Genomic DNA, 20916 nt, shown 5'->3' with positions numbered 1-20916 from the left:
GCCGATCGAGGTGCGATCGCAGCGAGCCTCGAGACCACCTCCCCGACGCGCACACTCGCCGCTTTCGGCACCCCGGGCGGGGTGTCGCCTGCCGGAAGTGGCGAGCCCGCGCCTCAGCGGAGGAAGTCGGCGATGCGGCCGCCGAGGGCGCGGATGTCGTCCGGCCGGGCCATCGGCTCGAGCAGCGCGTCGGGCAGCAGCTCCTCCAGCCGCTCCGACGTCGAGACCGGGTGGCCGGGGTCGCCGACCCACGGCTTCAGCAGCACCGGCTGCCGGATCGACGCGACGGCCTCGGGCGCGGGGAAGTCGGTGGCGGCGGCGCCGCGGAACACGGTGGGGACGAGGTCCGCCGCGATGTCCGGCGCCGGCGCGGTGGTCCACCCGCCCTCGGCGAGGATCGGCAGCGGCGGGTAGGCGCTCATGGCGCGCAGGAGCGCATCGACCCCGTGCTGCTCGGCGAGGTCCGCCATCTGCCGGTACGCGTCGCCCTGCGCGGTCCGCGTCGCCCACGCGGTCGGCGGGATCACGAGCACGAGTCGCCGGAAGCGCTGCGGCGCGATCACCGCCGCGTGCAGCAGCGTGCCGACGCCCATCGACACCCCGATCGCGTCGACCGCCTCCGTCGGCGCGACCGCGTCGAGCAGGGCGAGGAGGTCCTCCGCGAGGTGGGACCACGCGTAGTCGGCGGGCTCCGCGCGGCCGGTCGAGCGGCCGTGCCCGCGCGCGTCGTACCGGACCAGGCGGCGTCCGGCGGCGGCGACCGGGGACCAGTCGAAGAATCCCGCGGCGGCCTCGCCGGCCCTGGAGGAGGAGAGCCCGTGCAGCTGCACGACGGTCGGCCCGGCCCCCTCGTGCACCTCGTAGGACAGCTCGGCGCCGGGCACCGGGAACGTCTGGTCGGTCACCGTCCAGACCATAGGCCGCCGGATCTCGACGCCGACCCGGCGTGGGCGGGTCGGCGGCGGAGGCGACGGCTATCGTGACGGCGGGGCGGTAGCTCAGCCGGTCAGAGCAGTGGACTCATAATCCATCGGTCACGGGTTCAAGTCCCGTCCGCCCTACGAACGGCTGCGCGGTCCGGATCGGCCGCCCGCTACCGTGGCGCCGTGAAGCGCAGCCCGCGCCTAGTCGCACTCGTGCCGTACCTGGCCGTCGTCGGCGTGCTGCTCGCGGTCGCGGTGGCCCTCCGGCAGCCGGACGGCGGCTTCAGCCCCGCATCCGGCGTCCTGGTGATCCTCGCCTGCGGGGTCGTCGGGGTCGGTCTGTACCGCGCCCGTGGCGTCCGGTAGCGCCCACCTCCTCCTCGCAGGCGGACGTAGGGTGCGAGCCGTGGTCGGTCGGCGCGATCCCGCGCGGTACGGGATGCTCATCGCCGTCGGCGCGCTCGACCTGGTCGCGGGGGCGCTGCTCGGCCTCGGGCACCTGCTCGGCGTGGGCGTCCTGCTGACCGCCGGATCGATCGCGATGCTGGCCGTCGCCGTCCCGCGCTTCCGCCGCGAGCGGCGTCGCATCGACTGACCGCGCGACCCGGCAGACTGCCTGCGACGCACCGGTCGAGGGGCCGGACGAGACCCGGGAGGCGCATCTGCACGTCGGCACGCTGACCCCGCTGCAGGCGCTCGGGATCCCCGTCGCGCTCGTCGGGTCGCTGCTGCTCGCCGCCGGGGCGGAGCTGCAGCACCGCGGCGTCCGTGCCGGCACGGCGGGGGAGGCGGTGCCGCGGCTGCGGGCGCTGCTCGCGCTCCTGCGCCGTCCGGTCTGGCTCATGGGCACGGGACTGCTCGCGCTCGCGATCCCGTTCCAGCTGCTCAGCCTGTTCCTCGCGCCCCTCACGGTGATCCAGCCGCTCGGTGCGGCCGCGCTGGTCCTCTCGACCCTGCTCGACGCGCGGGCCCGCGGTCGCCGGCCCGAGCGGGCGCTCGTCGTCGCGGTCGCCCTCTGCGTCGTCGGCATCGGGCTCTTCGTCGCGGTCGCGGCGGCGACCACGACGTCCCGCCCCGTGCAGGAGACGCAGCTGGTCGCGGTCCTCGCCGTGCTCGCCGTCGTCCTCGTCGTCGCCCTGCCGGTCGTGCTGCTGCTGCGGACCCGCCTTCCGCCGATCGCCCTCGTGCTCGGCGCCGGCGTGCTCTTCGGCTTCGTCGGCAGCCTCACGAAGGTGGTGCTCGACCGCCTGCACACGATCTGGGCGACCGGCACCGGCTTCACGGCCGCCGACTGGTCGTCCGCGGTCTGCGTGATCGGGATGGGACTCGCGGGCGGGCTCGGCGCCGTGCTCGTGCAGACGGCCTACGCGTCCGGGCCCGCGTCCCTCGTCGTCGCCGGCCTCACGGTCGTCGACCCCGTGGTGGGCGTCACGCTCGGGGTCGTCGTGCTCGGGGAGGCGGCGCAGGCGCCCGCCTGGGCGCCCGGGGTCTTCGCGCTCACCGGCGCGGTCGCGGTCGCGGGCGTCGTGCTGCTCGCGCGGCACCGTCCGGTGCCGCGGCGCTGAGGCTCAGCCCTCCGGCGGTACCGCGAGCGCCCGGCCGATCGCGCGGAGGCGGAGGGCGGTGCGGACCGTCGAGACGACGACGAGGAGACCGGCGAGCAGCAGCATCGGCGACGGGCCGTCGAGGACCAGCAGCACGACGAGCGCGACGAGCGCGACGGCGAAGGCGCCGATCGCGATCCGGTTGGCGAGACGGGCGCGGCGCAGTCGGCGCTCGCGCTCCTCGGGCGACGACCACGACATCCCGTCATCGTGCCGCGACCGGGCGCGCAGGGCCGGGAACCGCGGCCGCCGCGGCTAGGGTCCGAGCATGACCGACCCGACCGCGCCGCCGCCCGGCTTCTACAGCGACGCGTCCGGCCGTCGGCGCTGGTGGGACGGCGCCCGCTGGACCGACCACTTCGTCGATCCCGGCGGCGTCGCCCGCGGCGGGCAGCTGTCCGACGCCGAGCGGAGCGCGATCCTCGAGCGGGCGGTCGCCCGCTACGTCGAGCACGGCTACGCGGTCGAGTACAACACCGGCACCCGGGCCGTCGTGGCGAAGCGGCAGCGCGTGAACTTCCTCCTCAACATCGCGCTCGTCCTGATCACGGGCGGGTTCTGGCTGATCGTGCTCGCCGTCCGGCTGACGAACTGGCCGAAGGACCGGGCGGTGCTCACCGTCGACGCGGCGGGGGAGCTGCGGGGCGAGTTCTCGTCCTGATCAGGTTCGCGGCGTGAACCCGGTGACGTGGTCCCTGACGGGCTGCACGCTGATCCAGTCGATGCCCGTGGTGCAGGCGTACACCGCGGCGCGGACGAAGAAGGCGCGCGTCGAGTGCGGCGGGTACACGCGGTAGCCGTCGCCGCGCTCCGCACGGCACCTCGGGTCCTTCCCACCGCCCTCGTCGTACACGCCGCCCTTCGCGTCGACCACGGAGTAGACCGTCTCGGCGACCGCGGTGCCGCCCGGCCGCAGGACGACGAGCGGCGTCGCCGCACCGTCGGGCCGGCTCGCGGGGCGCCCGAGCTGCGTGCCGTTCCCGTGCCCGACGACGCTGAGCCCCGGGAAGCCCTCGAGCCGGCAGGAGGCGGACCCCGTGTTGCGGAACACGACGAACGAGTCGTCGTGCCCGGCCGCGCCGCCCTCGGGGTCGGCCTGCACCGAGACGGCGAGATCCGCGTCGGAGCACTGCCCGGCGGGCGCATCCGGGTCGGCGCGCGGCCCGCCCGACGCCGTCGGTCCGCTCGAGCCGGCGGCCGTCGGGACGGACGCGCTGGCTGGGGCGGCGGAGGAGGGCACCGCCGAGGACGCGGTCGCGGTGACGGTCGTCGTGACGGTCCCGTCCGGTGCGGCCGTGCATCCTGCGACGCCGGCGGTCACCGCCGCGGTCAGCGTCGCGATCAGCAGGATCCGGCGCGCGCCCCTCATGCCCGCACGCTGCCACCCCGGGGTGGCAGCGCGCTGGGCGGGCGACCGCTCGGTGCCCGGAACTACTCGGCGTCCTGCGGGTCCACGTCCGCGAGGTAGGCGATCGCCAGGTCGTCGCCGCCCTCCGCCGCCTTCCACACCCACTCCCGCGCCTCGGTGCCGCGGTCGGTCTCCCAGAGCAGGATCGCGAGGTTCCAGGCCGAGTAGGCGTCGCCCCGCTCGTAGGCCCGCCGGTACAGGTCCTCCGCGGCCGCCTTCTCGCCGCCCTCGCTGAGGATGTTCGCGAGCGGCAGCATGCACTCGACCCAGCCCGCCTTCACGCCGTCGGCGAGCACGCGGACGCCTTCCTCCCGCCGGTCGGTCGCCATCAGCAGGTGCGCGAGGTCGGCGGCGGCGGTCGGGTACGCCTCGAGACCGGCCCGCAGGTCGGCCTCGGCGGTCAGGTCGCCGTCCTCGTCCCACCGCCAGTGCGCCGCGACGGCGAGCGGGTAGCGCCGGTCCTCGTCGTCGTCGAGCAGGGCGGCGACCTCGCGCATCAGCGCGATCGCGCGCACGGTGTCGCCCCGGTCGTGCTCGAGCCAGGCCTCCGTGTACCAGCCGGCGAAGTAGCCGAGGTCCTCGACCTCGCGGCAGACGGCGAGCGCCGCCTCGACGTCGCCGGCGGACCCGAGCGCCTCCGCGTAGCGGGTGCCGGTCTCGCCGTCCTGCGCGGTCAACCACGCGTCCCGCAGCAGCGCGAGCTCGGCGTCCTCGGGCACCCTCCGACTGTAGGTCGTGCCCCTGAGGGCGGCGGGCGCGGCGGACCTCGAGATCCACACCCGGAACTCAGGTTTCTCGGCGCACCGTGAGGACATGAACGATGGACCGCGGATCCGGAGCCCGGACGAGTAGAGCGGACTCCTCATGACGGGCGCCCCGTCCTCCCACCCGGGAGGGCGGGGCGTCGCTCGTTCAGGCGGCGGGGACCTCGATGCGAGTGCCCGTGAGCCGCTCCGACTCGGCCGTGAGGAGGCGCTGCAGCTCGCGGTTCCGCGACGTCCGGCTCGACGCCGCCGCGATCGGCGCGCCCCGCAGGCCGCCGAGCCCGTTCGGCCCGACGAACGTGCCGCCCGCGAGGTCCGGCGCGGTGGCCGCGTAGACGGTCGGGAGGGCGCCCTCGGCCGCGGACTGCCCGATGACGTGCAGGATCGCCTCGGAGACCGCGTCGACCGGCGCGGGCACGTGCAGGTCCCGGGTGAGGGACGTGCCCGCCATGCCCGGGTGGGCCGCCATCGCGCGGAGCGGCGAGCGCGCCGCGGAGAAGCGGGCCTGCAGGTCGAAGGCGAACATCAGGTCCGCGAGCTTCGAGTCGGCGTACGCCGCCCAGCGCGAGTAGCGCCGGCGGGTGCGGTTCAGGTCGTCGAGCACGATCCGACCGCCCCAGTGGGCGAGGCTCGACGTCATCACGACGCGGTCGCCCAGCCGGGGGAGCAGCAGCGCGGTCAGCGCGAAGCCGCCGAGGTAGTTCGTGGCGAGCTGCAGCTCGAAGCCGTCGACGGTCCGCGTCTCGTCGGAGGCCATGACGCCGGCGTTGTTCACGAGCACGTCGACGCGCTCGGGCGTCGCGGCGGCGAACGCCCGCACGGATTCCAGCGAGCTCGTATCGAGCAGGCGCACGACCGTCTCGCCGTCGATGCGGGAGGCGGCGTCCTCCGCCTTCTCCCGGTTCCGGCAGGCCAGCACGACGCGCGCGCCCGCCGCGGCGAACCGCTTCGCCGCCTCGAAGCCGATGCCGCTGTCGGCGCCGGTGACGACGAAGGTGCGACCGGTCAGGTCGGGCACGGGCAGGGACGCGGGGGAGACCATCGCGGCATGCTCGCCGACGGACCTGGGTTCACGCCTCCGCGTCGAGCGCGAGGCGCACCCGGCGGGCCAGCGCGTCGTCGGAGGCGACCGCCTCGTCCTGCAGGAAGAGCCACCCGCGCACCGGCCGGCCGCGCATGATCGCGCGGCCGACCCCCGGCTCGACCAGCGCAGCCGCCTCGGCCGAGCGCGGCACGCGCGCGAGCATCACGTGGTCCGCGTGGCGCCCGACGCCGACGCGGAGCACACCGCCGACCAGGAACCCGAGGCTGCCGAACATGCGCCGCTCGACCACGTCGGGCACCGCCCTGAGCAGGGCGCGGACCCGCTCCGCGAGCTCGGGATCGTCGGCCACGGGGTCAGGGTCGCACCGGGCCCGGTCCCGCGGAAGGCCCCGGAGCCCGCTTCCGGCACGCGGAAGCAGGCGCGATCGGGCTTTGACGTGCCCATGGAACTGATGGCACTCTCACACCACTCGCGAAGGAACCGGCGATCAGGAACCGCCGGACACCCCTCCTCCGCGGCATACCTGCCCGACGCGGCCACGCCCTGCGCTGCCCCCACACCGCGTCGTCTCCACAGTTCCGTACCCGTGAGGGTGGGCAGCGGCGTGTTGAGACCCGGGGACGGGCCGAGCGGCGGCGGACCCGCCGGAGCACGTACCCATGCCCCTCCTGTCCCTCCGCCGCGCCCTCGTGTCCTCGCTCGCCGCGGGCGTCCTCGTCCTCGGCGGCCTCGTCGCCACCGCCGCACCGGCCGAAGCCGCGCCGACCCGCACCTGGGACCGCCTCGCGAGGTGCGAGGCCGGCGGCGACTGGCACATCGACACCGGCAACGGCTACTACGGCGGCCTGCAGTTCAGCATGGGCACCTGGCGGGCCCACGGCGGCAGCGGCAATCCTGCGCGCGCGACCAAGTCGAAGCAGATCCGCGTCGCCGAGAAGGTCCTCCGCAGCCAGGGCTGGGGCGCGTGGCCCTCGTGCTCCCGCCGGCTCGGGCTGCACGGCACGCCCGCGGCGCACGCGAAGAAGCACGGCAAGAAGCACGTCGTGAAGCACGCGAAGAAGCGCGTCGTGCACCACGCGGCGAAGCGATCAGCGGCCCGGCCCGCCGCGTCCTCGCGCACGGTCGTGGTGCGCTCCGGCGACACGCTCGTCCGCATCGCGAGCCGCACGCACGCGAAGGGCGGCTGGAAGCGGATCGCGGCCGTGAACCACCTGAAGAACCCGGACGCGCTCCGGGTCGGGCAGCGCCTGCGCCTCCCCGCCTGAGGTTTCCGTAGGCCGGAAGACTGAGCCGCGCGTGCGGAGTGCCCTGGAGAACCGTGGCAATCTCGTCGCGCCCTCGGGGGAGCCGGCGACCAGGAACCGCCGTGACCGAATTCCTCCTCGGGCTACTGCCCGGTGCGGCCACGCCTCGCGCTGCCCCCAGACCGCACCGCTCGACATCTCTTTCGCGACACCAGGGTGGGCAGCGGCGCGCCGAATCCCAGGGATGGGACGAGCGCAGGCGGTCCCGACGGAGCACGTACCGATGAAGATCCTGACCAACACCCGTGCCGTCCTCTCCGGCATCGCCGTCGCGGGCCTCGCGACCGCGGGCCTGGCCCTCGGCGCAGCACCCGCGCAGGCCGCACCCACCAGCGTGTGGGACCGCGTCGCCGCCTGCGAGTCCGGCGGCAACTGGCACATCAACACGGGCAACGGCTACTACGGCGGCCTGCAGTTCAGCCTCGCCACCTGGCACGGCTACGGCGGCTCGGGCAACCCGGCGAACGCCAGCAAGTCCACCCAGATCGCGATCGCCGAGAAGGTGCTCGCGGGGCAGGGCTGGGGCGCCTGGCCGGTCTGCTCGGTGAAGGCCGGCGCGACCGGCTCGTCGAGCTCCGCCGGCTCGTCCTCGAGCGGCTCGTCGCACGCGTCGTCCTCGCCGCGCTCGTCCTCGTCGTCGTCGCACTCGTCGTCGTCCTCGACGCGGAGCTACCACGCGTCGGTCTCCGGCAACACGGAGAGCGTCGCGAAGGCCCCGAAGGCCGTCGCGGCCCCGTCGCGTCCGGCGCCCGTGAAGACCTCGGGCAAGACGTACGCCGTCAAGTCGGGCGACTCGCTGTCGAAGATCGCGAAGAAGCTCCACGTGAAGGGCGGCTGGACCCGCCTGTGGGCCGCGAACCAGAAGGTCGCGAACCCCGACCTGATCTACGTCGGCCAGAAGCTGCAGCTCCCCGCCTGACACGCGGAGTCATCGCCACCGGAAGGGCTCCTAGGCTCTTCCGGTGGCGATCCCCCCGACCGAGACGTTCGACGAGGCCGCGTTCCGGCAGGTCCTCGCCCGATTCGCGACCGGCGTCGTCGTCGTGACGGGTGCGACGCCCGACGGGCCCGCAGGGCTCACCTGCCAGTCGTTCTCCTCCCTCTCCCTCGACCCGCCGCTCGTGCTGCTGAGCACCGCCCGGTCCTCGACGACCTGGCCCCGCATCGCCGCGACCGGCCGGTTCGCCGTCAACGTGCTCGCCGCCGACCAGCAGGAGGTGAGCAACCGGTTCGCCGTCAGCGGCGCCGACAAGTTCGCCGGCCAGGGCTGGCGGCCCGGCGCGCTCGGCAACCCGCTGCTGGACGGCGCCCTCGCGCACGTCGAGTGCGACATCGACGCGGTCCACGACGGCGGCGACCACGTGATCGTGGTCGGCCGCGTCCGCGCCCTCGAGGCGCCGGGCCTCGACGCGGCCTCGCCGCTCGTCTACTACCGCAGCGGCTACCACGCCCTCGCGGACTGACGCCCGACCCGGCGGTCGCGCCGATCAGTACCAGTACGGGACGTGGCTCGTCTCGAAGTTCAGCGCGCCGCACGGCGTCGAGTACCGCGCCCGGATGTAGCCGAGGCCCCACTCGATCTGCGTGCGCGAGCTCGTGGTCCAGTCGCCGCCCGCCGTCGCCATCTTCGAGCCCGGCAGCGACTGGGGGATCCCGTAGGCGCCCGACGAGGCGTTGTAGGCGTTCCAGCGCCAGCCCGACTCGATGTTCCAGAGCCGGGTGAGGCACGGCATCTGGCCGCTGCCCCAGCCGTAGGCGCCGAGGCGGGAGGCCGCGTACGCCTGCGCGGCGGCGGGCGTCAACGATCCCGGCCCGGCGGCGATCCCGCCGAGCCCGGTGCCGCCGCTCGTCGCGCCGGCGCGCGCCGCCGCGGCCTTCGCCGCCTGCGCGGCGGCGTAGGAGGCCTGCAGCGAGCTCGACCTCGCCTGCAGCGATGCGAGCTGCTTCTGCAGCGTCGCGCGTCGCGCCTGCGTGCGCGCGACCTGCTGCTCGGCCGCCTGCTCCGCGGCCTTCGCCGCGACCGCCGCCGACCGCGCCTGCTTCGCCAGCCCGTCGCGGATCGCGGCCTGCGCGGCGGCCTGGTCGCCGAGCGCCTCCGCCTCCCGCTGGTCGACCTCGGCCTGGCCGAGCAGCGCGGACGAGGCGTCGCCGATCTGCGAGAGCGCGCCCAGCCGGTAGAGCAGGGAGCCGGAGCCGCGGCCGGACAACCAGACGGAGAGGCCCGGGTCGCCGCCGCGGTACAGCTGCGTGGCGACCGTCGCCGCGGTGCGGCGCGCCGCCGTCGCCCGCTTCGCGGCGGCACGGGTCTGGTCCTCGAGCCGCTCGGTGACGCGCTGCGCCGCTTGGAGCCGGTTCTGCGCAGCAGTGGCCAGGGCGGCCTTCTGCAGGGCGATCGTGCCGAGCCGCGCGGCCTCGTCCTCGAGCCCGTCGAGCGCCGCCTGGATGCGCTGCACCTCGCGGGCCTTCGTCTTCACGTCGTTCTTGGCCGCCTGCACCTCGGCCCACGTCGGGTCGTCCGCCCGGGCCGCCGTCGGGCCCAGGTTCACGCCGAGCACGGCCAGCCCGAGGACGAGCACGGCGACCGACGCCCTCCGCCGCCCCGACCGCATCCGCACAGGGTAGGCGCGCGCCCGGTCGCGGCCGGGCGGCGCGCGGAGGCCGGCTCGCCCCGCCCGGGACGGTCAGGCCGAGGTCAGGCCGAGGTCAGGCGTAGGTCTTGAGGACCCGCCACCCGGCGCCGAGCGCGACCACGTCGAACACGAGCGTCTCGCCGTCGTGCGTGCACGTGCCCTGGAACCGCCAGCCGTGCACGGGGAGGGGGTGGGTGGTCATCGAGGCGAGCGCGTCCTCGAGCGGCGTCGGCGCGTCCGTCACGCGGTAGGTCCGCGCGTGCCAGCGCAGCAGGCGCGGCCGGCCGGAGCTGCCCGTGACGAGGTCGGCGTCCTGCGGCGATCCGATCGCGACGGCCATGCGCACCTCCTGGAGTCGAACACGTGTTCGAGAATCGCACGGTACGCCCTCCGGCCGGGAACCGGCAAGACGGACACGCCCTAGCGTGTCGGGCATGGTCACCACCGCGCCCCACGGCGAGTGGCGCTCGCCGCTCGACGCCGAGTCCGTCGCCGCGGGCAGCCACGCGCCCGACTCGGCGCGCTTCGTCGGCGACGAGGTCTGGTGGGCCGAGCCGGTCGCGGAGGAGCGGCGCACGGCGCTGCGCCGCAGGACCGCCGACGGCGTCGAGACGGTGCTGCCGGCACCCTGGAACGTCCGCAGCGCCGTGCACGAGTACGGCGGGGGCGCCTGGACGGCCGTCGGCGCGACGGTCGTGTTCTCCGCGTTCGGCGACGGCCGCCTCCACCGCCTCGACGGACCCGGCCTCGATCCCGTCCCGCTGACGCCCGAGCGGCCCGGCGTCGCCTACGGCGGCCTCGTGCCCGCGGACGGCGCCGTCCTCGCCGTGCGGGAGGTGCACACCGGCGACGGGCCGTCCGACGTCGAGCGCGACCTCGTCCTCGTGCCGCTCGACGGCTCGGGCGCCGCCGACCCCGCCGCGGTCCTCGGCGTGGTGGGCGGCTCGCGCTTCCTCGCGCAGCCGCGGATCAGTCCGGACGGCTCCCGGATCGCGTGGATCGCCTGGGACCACCCGAACATGCCCTGGGACGGCACCGAGCTGCGCGTCGGCGACCTCGTCGACGGTCGCGTCGCCGCCTGGCGCACGCTCCTCGGCGGCCCGGCCGAGTCCGTCCTGCAGCCCGAGTGGCTGCCCGACGGGCGCCTCGCCGTCATCTCGGACCGCAGCGGCTGGTGGAACCTCCACCGCGTCGACCCGGCCGGCGGCGAGCCGGAGCCGCTGCTCGCCGCTGACCGGGAGACCGGCGGGCCGCTGTGGGTGCTCGGCACCCGCTGGTACCTCCCGCTGCCCGACGGGCGGATCCTGCTCACCTCGACCCTCGGCAGCGACCGGCAGCTGCTGCTCGACCCCGAGGACGGGAGCACGACGGTGCTCCGCGACGACCGCTCCCGCACCTCCTGGGAGGACCTGCGCGACGGCCGGGCGCTGCTCGTGGACCAGTCGGCGCGCGATCCCGAGTCGCTGTGGGCCCTCGACGTCGCGGACGGCGCGTTCGAGCTGGTCCGCAGCGGCGTCGACGGCCTGCCGCTCGAGGTCTTCCCGGAGGCGGAGCTCGTCGAGGTCGACGGCGTCCACGCGGTCGTCTACCGGCCCCGGAACCCCGGCTTCGTCGCGCCGGAGGGGGAGCTGCCGCCGTTCGTCGCCTTCGCGCACGGGGGACCGACCGCGCAGGCCGGGGTGCGCACCTACCCGGCCTACGCCTACTACACGAGCCGGGGGATCGGCGTCGTGGACGTCGACTACGGCGGCTCCACCGGGTACGGCCGCGCCTACCGCGAGCGGCTCGACGGGCAGTGGGGCGTGGTCGACGTCGCGGACGTCGTGACGGTCGTCCGCGGGCTCGCGGAGCGCGGCATCGCGGACGGCCGCCGCCTCGCGATCGAGGGCGGCTCCGCCGGCGGCTGGACCGTGCTCGCCGCGCTCACCCGGACGGACGTGTTCGCCGCCGGGGTCTCCCGCTACGGCGTCGCGGACGCGGTGACGATCGCCTCCGACACGCACGACTTCGAGGCGCGGTACACCGACCGGCTGATCGGGCCGTACCCGGAGGCCGCCGACGTCTACCGCGAGCGCGCGCCGATCAACCACGTCGACGGGCTCTCCGCGCCCGTCCTGCTGCTGCAGGGCCTCGACGACCGCGTCGTGCCGCCCGCGCAGTCCCGGCGCTTCCGCGACGCGCTCGCGGCGCGCGGCATCCCGCACGCGCTCATCGAGTACCCGGGGGAGGGGCACGGCTTCCGCGGCCGCGAGGCGCAGGTCTCGTCCCGGGAGGCCGCCCTGTCCTTCTACGGCCAGGTGCTCGGCTTCACCCCGCCCGGCGTCCCCGTCCTGCCCCTCGAGCGCTGACCGGGCCTCGTCCCCCCGACTCCCGCCTCGCCGGCACGCTCCCTCCGCTGATCGAGGTGCGAGCGCAGCGATGGGCCCCACGTCCGGTGTTCCCGGGCGAGGGACTCGAGATCACGCTTCGACATCACCTGCGGCGCTCGGGAAGGTCCGAGCCGCCCGGTACGTTGCGACCCCACGAACGCCCCGAGGAAGGACCCCCGTGACCGACACCGCCACCGCACCCGCCCCCTCCGCCGCCGAGCGAGCGGAGCGGTTCCACGCCGCCCGCGAGCAGGCGGTGCAGACCGCGCAGGGCTTCCTCGCGCTGACGAACACGCAGTGGGTCGGCGAGGAGCAGACGATCTGGGGCGTGCCCGGCACCTGGGCGCCGCGCGAGGCCGGCGAGTCCGGCCTGCTCGTGACGGCGACCGCGGCGGACGGCATCGTGGTCGACGGCGAGCCGGTCGACGGCACGGTCGTGGTCCGCGGCAAGGACGACCCGCAGCCGTCCTCGATCGTGTTCGACGACCACACCACGGGCACCGTCATCCGGGGCGAGGACGGGCAGTACGCCCTGCGCGTGTGGGACGCGAAGTCGGAGGCGATCGAGGAGTTCGGCTCGATCAGCACCTTCCCGTACGACGACGAGTGGGTCGTCACCGGCACGTTCACGCCGAACCCGGCAGGGACGACGGTCGGGTTCTCGCACGTCAAGGACGACGGCGCGACGCGCGAGCTGCCGGTGCCCGGTGACATCGCGGTGACGATCCAGGGCCAGGAGCACCGGCTCGCGGCGTTCAAGGACGGGCGTCGCCTCCAGCTGGTCTTCGCCGACGAGACGAGCGACGTCGACACCTACGGCGTCGGCCGCTTCCTCTTCATCGCGCCGAACCCGGACGGCTCGATCACGCTCGACTTCAACTACGCGGTCCTGCCGCCGTGCGCGTTCTCGTACAACTTCAACTGCCCGATGCCGCCGAAGCAGAACCGCTTCCCGTTCCGCATCGAGGCCGGCGAGAAGCAGGTCCTCGGCAAGGACGGGTCGCTCCTGCACGAGTGACGCTGCGGCGCGGAGGCCGCGTCGGAGGTGTGTTCTAGCGTTCCCCCCGTGGAGCAGCGGACCGGTGCGGCGCACGAGCGCCTGATCGTCGTGCGCCGCACCGCCGACGGCTACGCGCTCGTGCGCGACGGCGCCGTGGAGGACGTCACCCGCGAGGCCCTCGCCGCCGAGGTCGCGCGGCTCGAGGTCGACTCGCCCCGCTGGGCGTGGGACACGGCCGACGTGTACCCGCTCCTGCTCGCGGCCGGCGTCCGCGTCGCACGCGCGTGGGACCTGCGGCTCGGCCGCGCCCTGCTCCGCCGCGCGGCGGGGACGCGGGGCGCCGTCGCCGGCCTCCCCGCCGACGGCTGGGACGACCTCGCGCTCGCGGACGACGGCGCGCTGCCCCTCGACCTCGCCGCCGACCTCGACCCCGTCGCCGAGCACCGCCGTCAGGCCGACGAGATCGCCTCCTCGACCCGTCCCGGGGCCCTCCGGCTGCTCCTCACCGCGGAGTCCGCCGGAGCGCTCGCCGCCGCCGAGATGCGCTTCGCCGGGCTCCCGTGGCGGCGGGAGGAGCACGAGCGCATCCTCGCGGAGGTGCTCGGGCCCCGCGTGCCCTCCGACCGGCGCCCCGAGGCGCTCGAGCGCCTGCTCGCGGACGTCCGGGCCGCGCTCGCGGCGCCGACCCTCAACCCGGACTCGCCCGTCGAGCTCGTGCGCGCCCTCCGGGCGGCCGGCATCCAGGTCGACAGCACGCGGGCCGCCGACCTCCGCGCCGTCGACCATCCCGCCGTCGCGCCGCTGCTCGAGTACAAGAAGCTCGCCCGGCTCCACGCCGCCAACGGCTGGGCGTGGCTGGACGCGTGGATCCGCGACGAGCGGTTCCACCCGGAGTACCTGGTCGGCGGCGTCGTGACCGGGCGCTGGGCGGCCCGGGGCGGCGGCGCGCTCCAGCTGCCGAAGCAGATCCGCTCGGCCGTCGCGGCCGACCCCGGCTGGAAGCTCGTCGTCGCCGATGCCGCCCAGCTCGAGCCGCGCGTGCTCGCCGGCCTCGCGCACGACCGTGCCATGGCCGACGCCGGCCGGGGCCGCGACCTGTACGCCGGCATCGTCGCGAGCGGCGCCGTCGCCACGCGGCAGAGCGCCAAGGTCGGGATGCTCGGCGCTCTCTACGGCGCGACCGGCGGCGAGGGCGGCCGACTCGTCCCGCGGCTCGCGCAGCGGTTCCCGCGGGCGCTCGCGCTCGTCGAGCAGGCCGCACGGGAGGGGGAGCGCGGCGGGACCGTGTCGACCCTCCTCGGCCGCTCGACCCCGCCGGTCTCGGACCGCCAGCGCGCGCTCGACCGGGACGCCGCCGCCTTCGACGCTGACGAGCGGGTGCTCCAGCGCGCCCGGGCGGTGGCGCGGGACCGCGGCCGCTTCACCCGCAACTTCGTCGTGCAGGGCACCGCCGCCGAGTGGGCGCTGTGCTGGCTCGCGGACCTGCGCGGCCGCCTCTGGGCGCTCGGCGACGGGCCGATCACCGCACGGCCGCACCTCGTCTACTTCCTGCACGACGAGGTCATCGTCCACGCGCCGGCCGCCCTGGCGGACCGGGTGGCGGAGGCGGTCGCCGCCTCCGCCGCGGCGGCCGGCCGGCTGCTCTTCGCCGACTTCCCGATCGACTTCCCCCTCGACGTCGCCGTCGTGGACCGCTACTCCGAGGCCTAGGGCTGGAACTGAGCGCCGTCCCCAGCCGGACGGCGTCGAATCGAGGCATGACGAACACGACCGCACGACAGGTGATCGCGCCCCGCTACGGCGGGCCCGAGGTGCTCGAGACCGTCGAGGTCCCGCTCACGCAGGCGGGCCCCGGGCAGGTGACCATCGAGGTCCGTGCCGCCGGGGTGAACCCGGCCGACTACAAGCAGGTGGCCGGGGGCTACTCGAAGGACCCCGCCGACCTGCCGCTCCGCCCCGGGTACGAGGTGGCGGGCGTCGTCACCGCGCTCGGTGCCGACACCGAGCTCGCCTCGGGCGGCGGCGCCGTCGGCGACGAGGTCCTCGCGTTCCGCGTGCAGGGCGGCTACGCGTCGATGCTCACCGTGCCCGCGAAGGACGTGTTCGCGAAGCCCGCGGGCCTCGGCTTCCCGGAGGCCGCGAACCTCCTGCTCGCCGGCAGCACCGCGGAGGACATGCTGCGCGTCGTCGCCGCACGCGAGGGGGACGTGCTGCTCGTGCACGGCGCCTCCGGTGCGGTCGGCCTGATGGTCGTGCAGCTCGCCGTCGCGCGCGGCATGCGCGTGATCGGCACCGCGAGCGAGCGGCGCGCGGACGAGGTGCGCCGCTTCGGCGGCGAGCCGGTGACCTACGGCGACGGCCTCGAGGACCGCGTCCGCGCGCTCGCGCCCGACGGGATCGACGCCGCGCTCGACTGCGTCGGCACCGACGAGGCGGTCGACGTGTCCCTGGCCCTCGCGGCGAGGGAACGCATCGTCACGATCGCGGCGCACGCCCGCGCGCAGCGCGAGGGCTTCCGCGCAGTGGGAGGCCGCGACCCGGAGAGCGCGGCGTTCCGCGACAGCGTTCGAGGCGACCTCATCGCGCGCGCCGCGCGGGGCGAGCTGGTGGTCCCGATGGCCCGGACGTACCCGCTGGAGCAGGCCTCCGAGGCCCTCGCGCTCCTCGCCGAGGGGCATCCGGGAGGCAAGCTCGCGCTGCTGCCGTGAGCTCCGCGGGGCGTCCCGAGAACTGGGGGCGCCCCGCGGCGCGCCGAGGCCGAACCGATCCGGTTGAGTTCCCGGCGTGTCGTCCGGCATACTTCCCGGGTGCCGAATAGGCCCGCGCTAATTTCATAGAGGTGGCATCGGGGTTCCCGTTCACCACAGATCCGTTGGGGAAGACGCATCTGTTCGAACGGAGGACGAAACATGGCCACTTCAGTCGCCCGTGGCGTGCTGTACGTGCACTCGTCACCGCGAGCACTCTGCCCCCACGTCGAGTGGGCGGCCGGTCATGCGATCGGTCGACCCGTGAGCTTCGAGTGGACGGATCAGCCCGTGCTGCGCGGTGCGCAGCGCACCGATTTCTACTGGGAGGGCGCACCGGGAACGGGCGCCGCGATCGCTTCGAAGCTGCGCGGGTGGGAGCACCTGCGCTTCGAGGTCACCGAGGACCCGCGAGACGGCGTGGACGGCAGCCGCTGGCTGCACACGCCCGACCTCGGGATCTTCCACGCGCAGACCGACGCGGCGGGTAACATCGTCGTGCCGGAGGACCGGATCCGCGCCGCGATGGACGCCGCCGGCACCAGCGCGATCGAGCTGCACCGCGAGCTCCGGCTCGCGCTCGGGCAGGCCTGGGACGACGAGCTGGAGCCCTTCCGGCACGCCATCGGCTCCTCGTCCGTCACCTGGCTGCACCGCTCCGCCGTCTGATCGGGCGACACGCCACGATCGAATGACGAAGATGTAATTCATCGGCGTGTCACCCCCGCTGATCGGCCTCCGATTCAGTACCTTCTAGACGTCCGCAGGTGCGACTTCTCAGTGTTCGGGCTGTATGGGTAGCGGCCCTCGAACCTCAGCATCGCGCGGCAGAAGAGCCCCCGTCCGGATGGGTACCGGTACGGGGGCTCTTCCCCTTCCCGGGCGCGGCCGGACGATCGCCCGGCGGTGACGCACGCCGTGTTTCGCTCGTGGTCGCGCCAGTTTCGCGCGACGCGGTCGCGCCGCCTATCGTCGATCCGGGCAGGGGATGCGCGCCGGACCGGCGAGCGCGCCCCGCACGTCGGCGAGGAGGCCGCATGCCGGACGAGGCGATCGGGACCAGCGCACGCCGGGCCGGCGCGGCGGAGACCTCCCCGGGGATCAGCACGCCGGGCATCACCCGGCCGGACCCCGGCGTCGTCGCGCGGCTCCGCGCCATCGGCACGGCGACGATCAGCGGGGAGCTGAACCGGCTCGGCGTGCGGAGCGCCGCGATCACCGGGCCGGTGCCCCGCACGCCCGGAGCGACGGTCGCCGGGCCGGCGCTGACGCTGCAGTGCCTCCCGAAGCGGGAGGACCTCGCGCTGGCCGACGAGTACGCGGACCCGGAGCGCTCGCTGCACCGCCACGTGCTCTACCACGCGCGGCCGGGCGACGTCGTGGTCGTCGACGCCAGGGGCGACCTCGAGAGCGGGATCTTCGGCGAGATGATGCTCACCTACTTCGCCGCGCAGGGCGGCGTGGGCGTGGTGGTCGACGGCTGCATCCGCGACTTCGGCAGCGCGAGCCGGCTCGGCATCGGGCTGTGGCTCCGCGGCACGACGCCGAATTTCCATTCGCAGACCGCGCTCATGCCGCACGCCGTGAACGTGCCCGTGGCGTGCGGCGGCACGACGGTGGTGCCGGGCGACGTCGTCGTCGCGGACGACGACGGCGCGGTGGTCGTGCCGATCGCCCTCGCGGAGGCCGTCGCGGAGCGGGCCGAGGAGCACCTCGAGTGGGAGGAGTTCTCGCGCACCCGGCTGGCCGCGGGCGGCGACCTGCGGCGGTACTACCCGCTGACCGAGGCGGCGCGCCCGGAGTACGAGGCGTGGCGCCGGAGCCGCGCGGAGCAGCAGCAGGGGGCGCAGCGGGCCGAGCAGCGGGAGGAGCGGCGATGAGGATCACGCGCGTCGTGCCGTGGCTGGTGCGGGCGCCCGGCACCTTCTGGGGCGAGTACCTCTTCGTCGAGGTGCGGACGGACGAGGGGGTGTCCGGCTGGGGCGAGATCACGACGACGACGCGCACGGCCGACCGCGGGATCGCCGCGATGGTCCGCCAGCTGAACGACCTCGTCATCGGCGACGACCCGGCGCGCATCGAGGACACCTGGCACAAGGTCTTCCGGGCCTTCACCTACATGGGCAGCCGCGGCGCCGGCACGCTCGTGACGAGCGCGATCGACATCGCCCTCTGGGACATCCGCGGCAAGGTGCTCGGGGTGCCCGTCGCGGACCTGCTCGGGGGCCGGGTGCGCGACGACGTCGCGATCTACACCCACCCGGACCAGTCGGCCTTCACGAGCCGCGACGGGATCGAGCAGGAGCTGGGCGCGATCCTCGCCTCCGGCCACGACGCGATCAAGATCGACCCGTTCCCGCACCTCGACGGGGCGTCGCCGGCGAACGACCGCTACCTCGACGGGCGGATGAGCGCGGAGGGGGAGCGGATCGCGGTGGAGCTGACCGCCGTCGTCCGCGAGGTCGTCGGGCCGGACGTGGACCTGCTGATCGACGCGCACGCCCGCTTCGACGTGCCGACCGCGATCCGGATGTGCGCCGCGCTCCAGGCCGCGGGATCGATCGACTGGTTCGAGGAACCGGTGCCGCCGGAGAGCCGGCACGCGCTCCGCCAGGTCAAGGAGCAGGTGTCGGTGCCGATCGCGGTGGGGGAGCGGCTGCACACCCGGTGGGACTTCGCGGAGATCCTCCACGAGGGGCTCACGGAGTACGCCATGCCCGACGTGACGTGGACCGGCGGCATCTCCGAGCTCAAGAAGATCTCGACGCTGGCCGAGACGTACTACGTCCCCATGACGCCGCACGACGCGAGCGGACCGATCAACCTCGTCGCCGGCGCGCAGGTCATGCTCACCGTCCCGAACTTCTACCGGATCGAGACGAGCGCGTACGACCTCGGCTCCTACGACCGGTTCCTCACCGCGCCGCTCGACAACACCGGCGGCCGCCTCCGGCTCGGCTCCGCGCCCGGCCTCGGGATCGAGCTGGACCTCGAGTACCTGCGCGGCAACGTGCTCGACGGCTTCGGGGAGCGGTAGCCCCCGGCGCTCAGGCGTCGAACGCGCCCTCGGCGTCCCACCGCTCGAGGTCGGCGAGCCACGTGGTCGCTGAGCCGTCGGAGGGGGCGCGCCAGTCGCCGCGCGGTGACAGCGAGCCGCCGGCGAGCACCTTCGGCCCGTTCGGCATCGCGGAGCGCTTGAACTGCGCGAAGCCGAAGTAGCGGCGGAGGAACACCTCGAGCCACCTCCGGATCGTCGGCAGGTCGTAGGCGACCCGCTTCTCGTCCGGGAAGTTCGGGGGCCAGCCGCCCTCCTCCGCGTCCCGCCAGGCGTGCCAGGCGAGGAACGCGATCCGGCCCGGCCGGAAGCCGTAGCGCAGCACGTGGAAGAGCGCGAAGTCCTGCAGGGCGTACGGGCCGACCTTCGACTCCGTCGACTGCAGCTCCTCGCCGGGCACGAGCTCGGGGCTGATCTCGGTGTCGAGGATCCGGCCGAGCGTCGCCTCGACGTCGGCGTCGAACTGGTCCGTGCTGATCACCCAGCGGATGAGGTGCTGGATGAACGTCTTCGGGATGCCGCCGTTGACGTTGTAGTGGCTCATCTGGTCGCCGACGCCGTAGGTCGACCAGCCGAGCGCGAGCTCGGACAGGTCGCCCGTGCCGAGCACGATGCCGCCGCGCTGGTTGGCGATCCGGAACAGGTAGTCGGTGCGGAGCCCGGCCTGCACGTTCTCGAACGTGACGTCGTAGACGGGCTCGCCGGAGCCGAACGGGTGGCCCATCTCCTTCAGCATCGTCGTGGCGGTCGGCCGGATGTCGATCTCCGCCGCGGTGACGCCGAGGGACGCCATCAGCGCCTTCGCGTTGCCGCTCGTCTCCTCGCCCGTCGCGAAGCCCGGCATCGAGAAGGCGAGCACGTCGCTGCGCGGCCGGCCCGTCCGGTTCATCGCCTGCGCGGCGACGAGGAGGGCCTGGGTCGAATCGAGGCCGCCCGAGACGCCGATGACGACCTTGGGTCGGCCGATCGCCTCGAGCCGCTGCACGAGGCCGGCGACCTGGATGTTGTAGGCCTCGTAGCAGTCCTGCGCGAGGCGGGCCGCGTCGGCGGGGACGAACGGGAAGCGGGCGACGCTCCGCTCGAAGCCGATGTCCGTGCGCACCGGCTGCAGGTCGAAGCGGATGCGGCGGAACGCGTCGACCCGGGCGGCGTGCGTCCGGCGGTTGTCGTCGAACGTGCCCATCCGCATGCGCTCCTGGCGCAGCAGGTCGAGGTCGACGTCCGCGACCGCGATGCGGTCGTCGTCGGGGAAGCGGTCGGTCTCGGCGAGGAGGACGCCGTTCTCGTAGATCATCGTCTGGCCGTCCCACGACAGGTCGGTCGTGGACTCGCCGCGGCCGGCGGCCGCGTAGACGTAGGCGGCGAGGCAGCGGGACGAGGCCGACTTCGCGAGCAGGCGGCGGTCGTCGGCCCGGCCGACGGTGATCGGGCTGCCCGACAGGTTCGCGAGCACGGTGGCGCCGGCGAGCGCCGCCTCGGCGCTCGGCGGGATCGGCACCCACATGTCCTCGCAGACCTCGACGTGCAGCACGAGGCCGGGCAGGTCCGTCGCCTCGAACAGCAGGTCGGGCCCGAAGGGCGCGTCGACCCCGACGACGCGGATCCGCTGCCCGCGGCGGTCGTCGCCGGGGGTCAGCTGGCGGCGTTCGTAGAACTCGCGATACGTCGGCAGGTACGACTTCGGCACGACGCCGAGGACCGCGCCGCGGTGCACGACCACGGCGCAGTTGAAGACGCGGCCGTCGCGCCGCAGCGGGGCGCCGAGGACGAGCACGGGCTGCAGGTCGCGGCTCGCGGTGACGATGCGGTCGAGGCCCGCCTCCACCGCGTCGAGCAGGGCGTCCTGCAGCACGAGGTCCTCGACGGAGTAGCCGGAGAGGGCGAGCTCGGTGAAGACCGCGACGTCGACGGCGTCGTCGCTGCAGCGCTCCGCCATCTCGAGGATGTCCTCGGCGTTCGCGGCCGGGTCGCCGACGGTCGTGAGGCCCGTGCAGGCCGCGATCCGGGCGAACCCGTGCTCGTGGATCGACCGGAAGTCCATCGCGCGCTCCTCGAGCCGTCGGTGCG

At 74.8% G+C, this 20916-nt stretch carries 23 protein-coding genes and 1 tRNA gene; 15 read left to right on the top strand and 9 right to left on the bottom strand.

Translation table 11 applies throughout. The features are described 5' to 3' along the window. Window positions 1-113: 113 nt before the first annotated feature. On the bottom strand, window positions 114-905 hold the full coding sequence (locus D1781_RS11655; protein WP_199706573.1) for an alpha/beta fold hydrolase: 792 nt from the start codon (window positions 903-905) through the stop codon (window positions 114-116). A gap of 82 nt (window positions 906-987) precedes the next feature. Between D1781_RS11655 and D1781_RS11650 the strand changes: the two genes are divergently transcribed. The 4 genes from D1781_RS11650 (at window position 988) to D1781_RS11640 (ending at window position 2488) form a co-directional block, all read left to right on the top strand. Next, window positions 988-1061 (top strand) — tRNA-Ile (locus D1781_RS11650). Window positions 1062-1106: 45 nt separating this feature from the next. Further along, a complete protein-coding gene (locus D1781_RS17350; RefSeq protein WP_147392084.1) occupies window positions 1107-1289 on the top strand; it encodes a hypothetical protein in 183 nt (60 codons plus the stop codon). Between the two features lie 40 nt (window positions 1290-1329). Further along, the gene (locus D1781_RS11645; RefSeq protein WP_119482439.1) at window positions 1330-1518 is read left to right on the top strand and encodes a hypothetical protein; all 189 of its coding nucleotides are present in this window, start codon (window positions 1330-1332) and stop codon (window positions 1516-1518) included. Between the two features lie 67 nt (window positions 1519-1585). Further along, a complete protein-coding gene (locus D1781_RS11640; RefSeq protein ID WP_119482438.1) occupies window positions 1586-2488 on the top strand; it encodes a DMT family transporter in 903 nt (300 codons plus the stop codon). A gap of 3 nt (window positions 2489-2491) precedes the next feature. Here the strand turns inward: D1781_RS11640 and D1781_RS11635 are convergent, their stop codons facing one another. After that, window positions 2492-2728, bottom strand: a complete 237-nt coding sequence (locus D1781_RS11635; RefSeq protein ID WP_119482437.1) for a hypothetical protein — start codon at window positions 2726-2728, stop codon at window positions 2492-2494. A gap of 67 nt (window positions 2729-2795) precedes the next feature. On the opposite strand from D1781_RS11635, the gene D1781_RS11630 reads away from it, so the two are divergent. Then, window positions 2796-3188, top strand: a complete 393-nt coding sequence (locus tag D1781_RS11630) for a DUF2510 domain-containing protein (RefSeq protein WP_119482436.1) — start codon at window positions 2796-2798, stop codon at window positions 3186-3188. On the opposite strand, the gene D1781_RS11625 is transcribed toward D1781_RS11630, so the two are convergent. From D1781_RS11625 to D1781_RS11610, 4 genes are all read right to left on the bottom strand, one after another. After that, window positions 3189-3896 carry a DUF4232 domain-containing protein gene (locus D1781_RS11625; protein WP_119482435.1) on the bottom strand — a complete coding sequence of 236 codons (708 nt, stop codon included), beginning with the start codon at window positions 3894-3896 and terminating at the stop codon, window positions 3189-3191. It lies immediately after the preceding gene. A 62-nt stretch (window positions 3897-3958) separates the two neighbouring features. Continuing rightward, the gene (locus tag D1781_RS11620; protein WP_119482434.1) at window positions 3959-4654 is read right to left on the bottom strand and encodes a tetratricopeptide repeat protein; all 696 of its coding nucleotides are present in this window, start codon (window positions 4652-4654) and stop codon (window positions 3959-3961) included. A gap of 193 nt (window positions 4655-4847) precedes the next feature. Then, window positions 4848-5741 carry an oxidoreductase gene (locus tag D1781_RS11615; RefSeq protein ID WP_119482433.1) on the bottom strand — a complete coding sequence of 298 codons (894 nt, stop codon included), beginning with the start codon at window positions 5739-5741 and terminating at the stop codon, window positions 4848-4850. A gap of 28 nt (window positions 5742-5769) precedes the next feature. Then, window positions 5770-6093, bottom strand: coding sequence for a TfoX/Sxy family protein (locus D1781_RS11610; RefSeq protein WP_119482432.1), 324 nt, complete (start codon window positions 6091-6093; stop codon window positions 5770-5772). Window positions 6094-6403: 310 nt separating this feature from the next. On the opposite strand from D1781_RS11610, the gene D1781_RS18135 reads away from it, so the two are divergent. From D1781_RS18135 to D1781_RS11595, 3 genes are all read left to right on the top strand, one after another. Then, entirely contained in the window at window positions 6404-7009 is a 606-nt protein-coding gene (locus tag D1781_RS18135; RefSeq protein ID WP_119482431.1) for a LysM peptidoglycan-binding domain-containing protein, read from the top strand. Window positions 7010-7271: 262 nt separating this feature from the next. Further along, window positions 7272-7967 (top strand): LysM peptidoglycan-binding domain-containing protein, encoded by a 696-nt coding sequence (locus D1781_RS18130; RefSeq protein ID WP_119482430.1) that lies wholly within the window; start codon window positions 7272-7274, stop codon window positions 7965-7967. Between the two features lie 43 nt (window positions 7968-8010). Next, on the top strand, window positions 8011-8511 hold the full coding sequence (locus D1781_RS11595; protein WP_119482429.1) for a flavin reductase family protein: 501 nt from the start codon (window positions 8011-8013) through the stop codon (window positions 8509-8511). A 24-nt stretch (window positions 8512-8535) separates the two neighbouring features. Here D1781_RS11595 and D1781_RS11590 read toward each other — a convergent pair whose 3' ends face one another. Together D1781_RS11590 and D1781_RS11585 are read right to left on the bottom strand one after the other, a co-directional pair. Further along, on the bottom strand, window positions 8536-9657 hold the full coding sequence (locus tag D1781_RS11590; RefSeq protein ID WP_147392083.1) for a coiled-coil domain-containing protein: 1122 nt from the start codon (window positions 9655-9657) through the stop codon (window positions 8536-8538). 94 nt (window positions 9658-9751) lie between these two features. Further along, entirely contained in the window at window positions 9752-10018 is a 267-nt protein-coding gene (locus D1781_RS11585) for a hypothetical protein (protein ID WP_119482427.1), read from the bottom strand. 94 nt (window positions 10019-10112) lie between these two features. Between D1781_RS11585 and D1781_RS11580 the strand changes: the two genes are divergently transcribed. The 7 genes from D1781_RS11580 to D1781_RS11550 all read left to right on the top strand — a co-directional run bounded on the left by D1781_RS11580 (window position 10113) and on the right by D1781_RS11550 (window position 18831). Beyond that, the gene (locus tag D1781_RS11580; protein ID WP_119482426.1) at window positions 10113-12026 is read left to right on the top strand and encodes a S9 family peptidase; all 1914 of its coding nucleotides are present in this window, start codon (window positions 10113-10115) and stop codon (window positions 12024-12026) included. A 199-nt stretch (window positions 12027-12225) separates the two neighbouring features. Beyond that, the gene (locus D1781_RS11575) at window positions 12226-13065 is read left to right on the top strand and encodes a DUF1684 domain-containing protein (protein ID WP_233551293.1); all 840 of its coding nucleotides are present in this window, start codon (window positions 12226-12228) and stop codon (window positions 13063-13065) included. Between the two features lie 48 nt (window positions 13066-13113). After that, the gene (locus D1781_RS11570; RefSeq protein ID WP_233551291.1) at window positions 13114-14757 is read left to right on the top strand and encodes a bifunctional 3'-5' exonuclease/DNA polymerase; all 1644 of its coding nucleotides are present in this window, start codon (window positions 13114-13116) and stop codon (window positions 14755-14757) included. A gap of 47 nt (window positions 14758-14804) precedes the next feature. Continuing rightward, complete coding sequence (locus D1781_RS11565) at window positions 14805-15755, top strand: NADP-dependent oxidoreductase (RefSeq protein ID WP_119482424.1); 951 nt, start codon at window positions 14805-14807, stop codon at window positions 15753-15755. A gap of 201 nt (window positions 15756-15956) precedes the next feature. Next, window positions 15957-16463, top strand: a complete 507-nt coding sequence (locus D1781_RS11560; protein WP_119482423.1) for a DUF3145 domain-containing protein — start codon at window positions 15957-15959, stop codon at window positions 16461-16463. A gap of 368 nt (window positions 16464-16831) precedes the next feature. Continuing rightward, complete coding sequence (locus D1781_RS11555) at window positions 16832-17674, top strand: RraA family protein (protein ID WP_119482422.1); 843 nt, start codon at window positions 16832-16834, stop codon at window positions 17672-17674. Then, window positions 17671-18831, top strand: a complete 1161-nt coding sequence (locus tag D1781_RS11550; RefSeq protein ID WP_119482421.1) for a mandelate racemase/muconate lactonizing enzyme family protein — start codon at window positions 17671-17673, stop codon at window positions 18829-18831. Before D1781_RS11555 ends, D1781_RS11550 begins: the two co-directional genes overlap by 4 nt. A 10-nt stretch (window positions 18832-18841) precedes the next feature. Here the strand turns inward: D1781_RS11550 and D1781_RS11545 are convergent, their stop codons facing one another. Then, complete coding sequence (locus tag D1781_RS11545) at window positions 18842-20890, bottom strand: NAD(+) synthase (RefSeq protein WP_119482420.1); 2049 nt, start codon at window positions 20888-20890, stop codon at window positions 18842-18844. Window positions 20891-20916: the final 26 nt, after the last annotated feature.

It is taken from the genome of Amnibacterium setariae, assembly GCF_003581425.1.
GTDB lineage: Bacteria > Actinomycetota > Actinomycetes > Actinomycetales > Microbacteriaceae > Amnibacterium > Amnibacterium setariae.
Note: the sequence above shows the minus strand (reverse complement) of the source record. Positions and strands in the feature narration are given on the sequence as shown.

Bases quoted from the DNA above. Each gene is read 5' to 3' on its own strand.
- D1781_RS11635 (WP_119482437.1), bottom strand. From the start codon at position 2,728: ATGTCGTGGTCGTCGCCCGAGGAGCGCGAGCGCCGACTGCGCCGCGCC.
- D1781_RS11630 (WP_119482436.1), top strand. From the start codon at position 2,796: ATGACCGACCCGACCGCGCCGCCGCCCGGCTTCTACAGCGACGCGTCC.
- D1781_RS11625 (WP_119482435.1), bottom strand. From the start codon at position 3,896: ATGAGGGGCGCGCGCCGGATCCTGCTGATCGCGACGCTGACCGCGGCG.
- D1781_RS11615 (WP_119482433.1), bottom strand. From the start codon at position 5,741: ATGGTCTCCCCCGCGTCCCTGCCCGTGCCCGACCTGACCGGTCGCACC.
- D1781_RS18135 (WP_119482431.1), top strand. From the start codon at position 6,404: ATGCCCCTCCTGTCCCTCCGCCGCGCCCTCGTGTCCTCGCTCGCCGCG.
- D1781_RS18130 (WP_119482430.1), top strand. From the start codon at position 7,272: ATGAAGATCCTGACCAACACCCGTGCCGTCCTCTCCGGCATCGCCGTC.
- D1781_RS11590 (WP_147392083.1), bottom strand. From the start codon at position 9,657: ATGCGGTCGGGGCGGCGGAGGGCGTCGGTCGCCGTGCTCGTCCTCGGG.
- D1781_RS11585 (WP_119482427.1), bottom strand. From the start codon at position 10,018: ATGGCCGTCGCGATCGGATCGCCGCAGGACGCCGACCTCGTCACGGGC.
- D1781_RS11580 (WP_119482426.1), top strand. From the start codon at position 10,113: ATGGTCACCACCGCGCCCCACGGCGAGTGGCGCTCGCCGCTCGACGCC.
- D1781_RS11565 (WP_119482424.1), top strand. From the start codon at position 14,805: ATGACGAACACGACCGCACGACAGGTGATCGCGCCCCGCTACGGCGGG.
- D1781_RS11560 (WP_119482423.1), top strand. From the start codon at position 15,957: ATGGCCACTTCAGTCGCCCGTGGCGTGCTGTACGTGCACTCGTCACCG.
- D1781_RS11555 (WP_119482422.1), top strand. From the start codon at position 16,832: ATGCCGGACGAGGCGATCGGGACCAGCGCACGCCGGGCCGGCGCGGCG.
- D1781_RS11550 (WP_119482421.1), top strand. From the start codon at position 17,671: ATGAGGATCACGCGCGTCGTGCCGTGGCTGGTGCGGGCGCCCGGCACC.
- D1781_RS11545 (WP_119482420.1), bottom strand. From the start codon at position 20,890: ATGGACTTCCGGTCGATCCACGAGCACGGGTTCGCCCGGATCGCGGCC.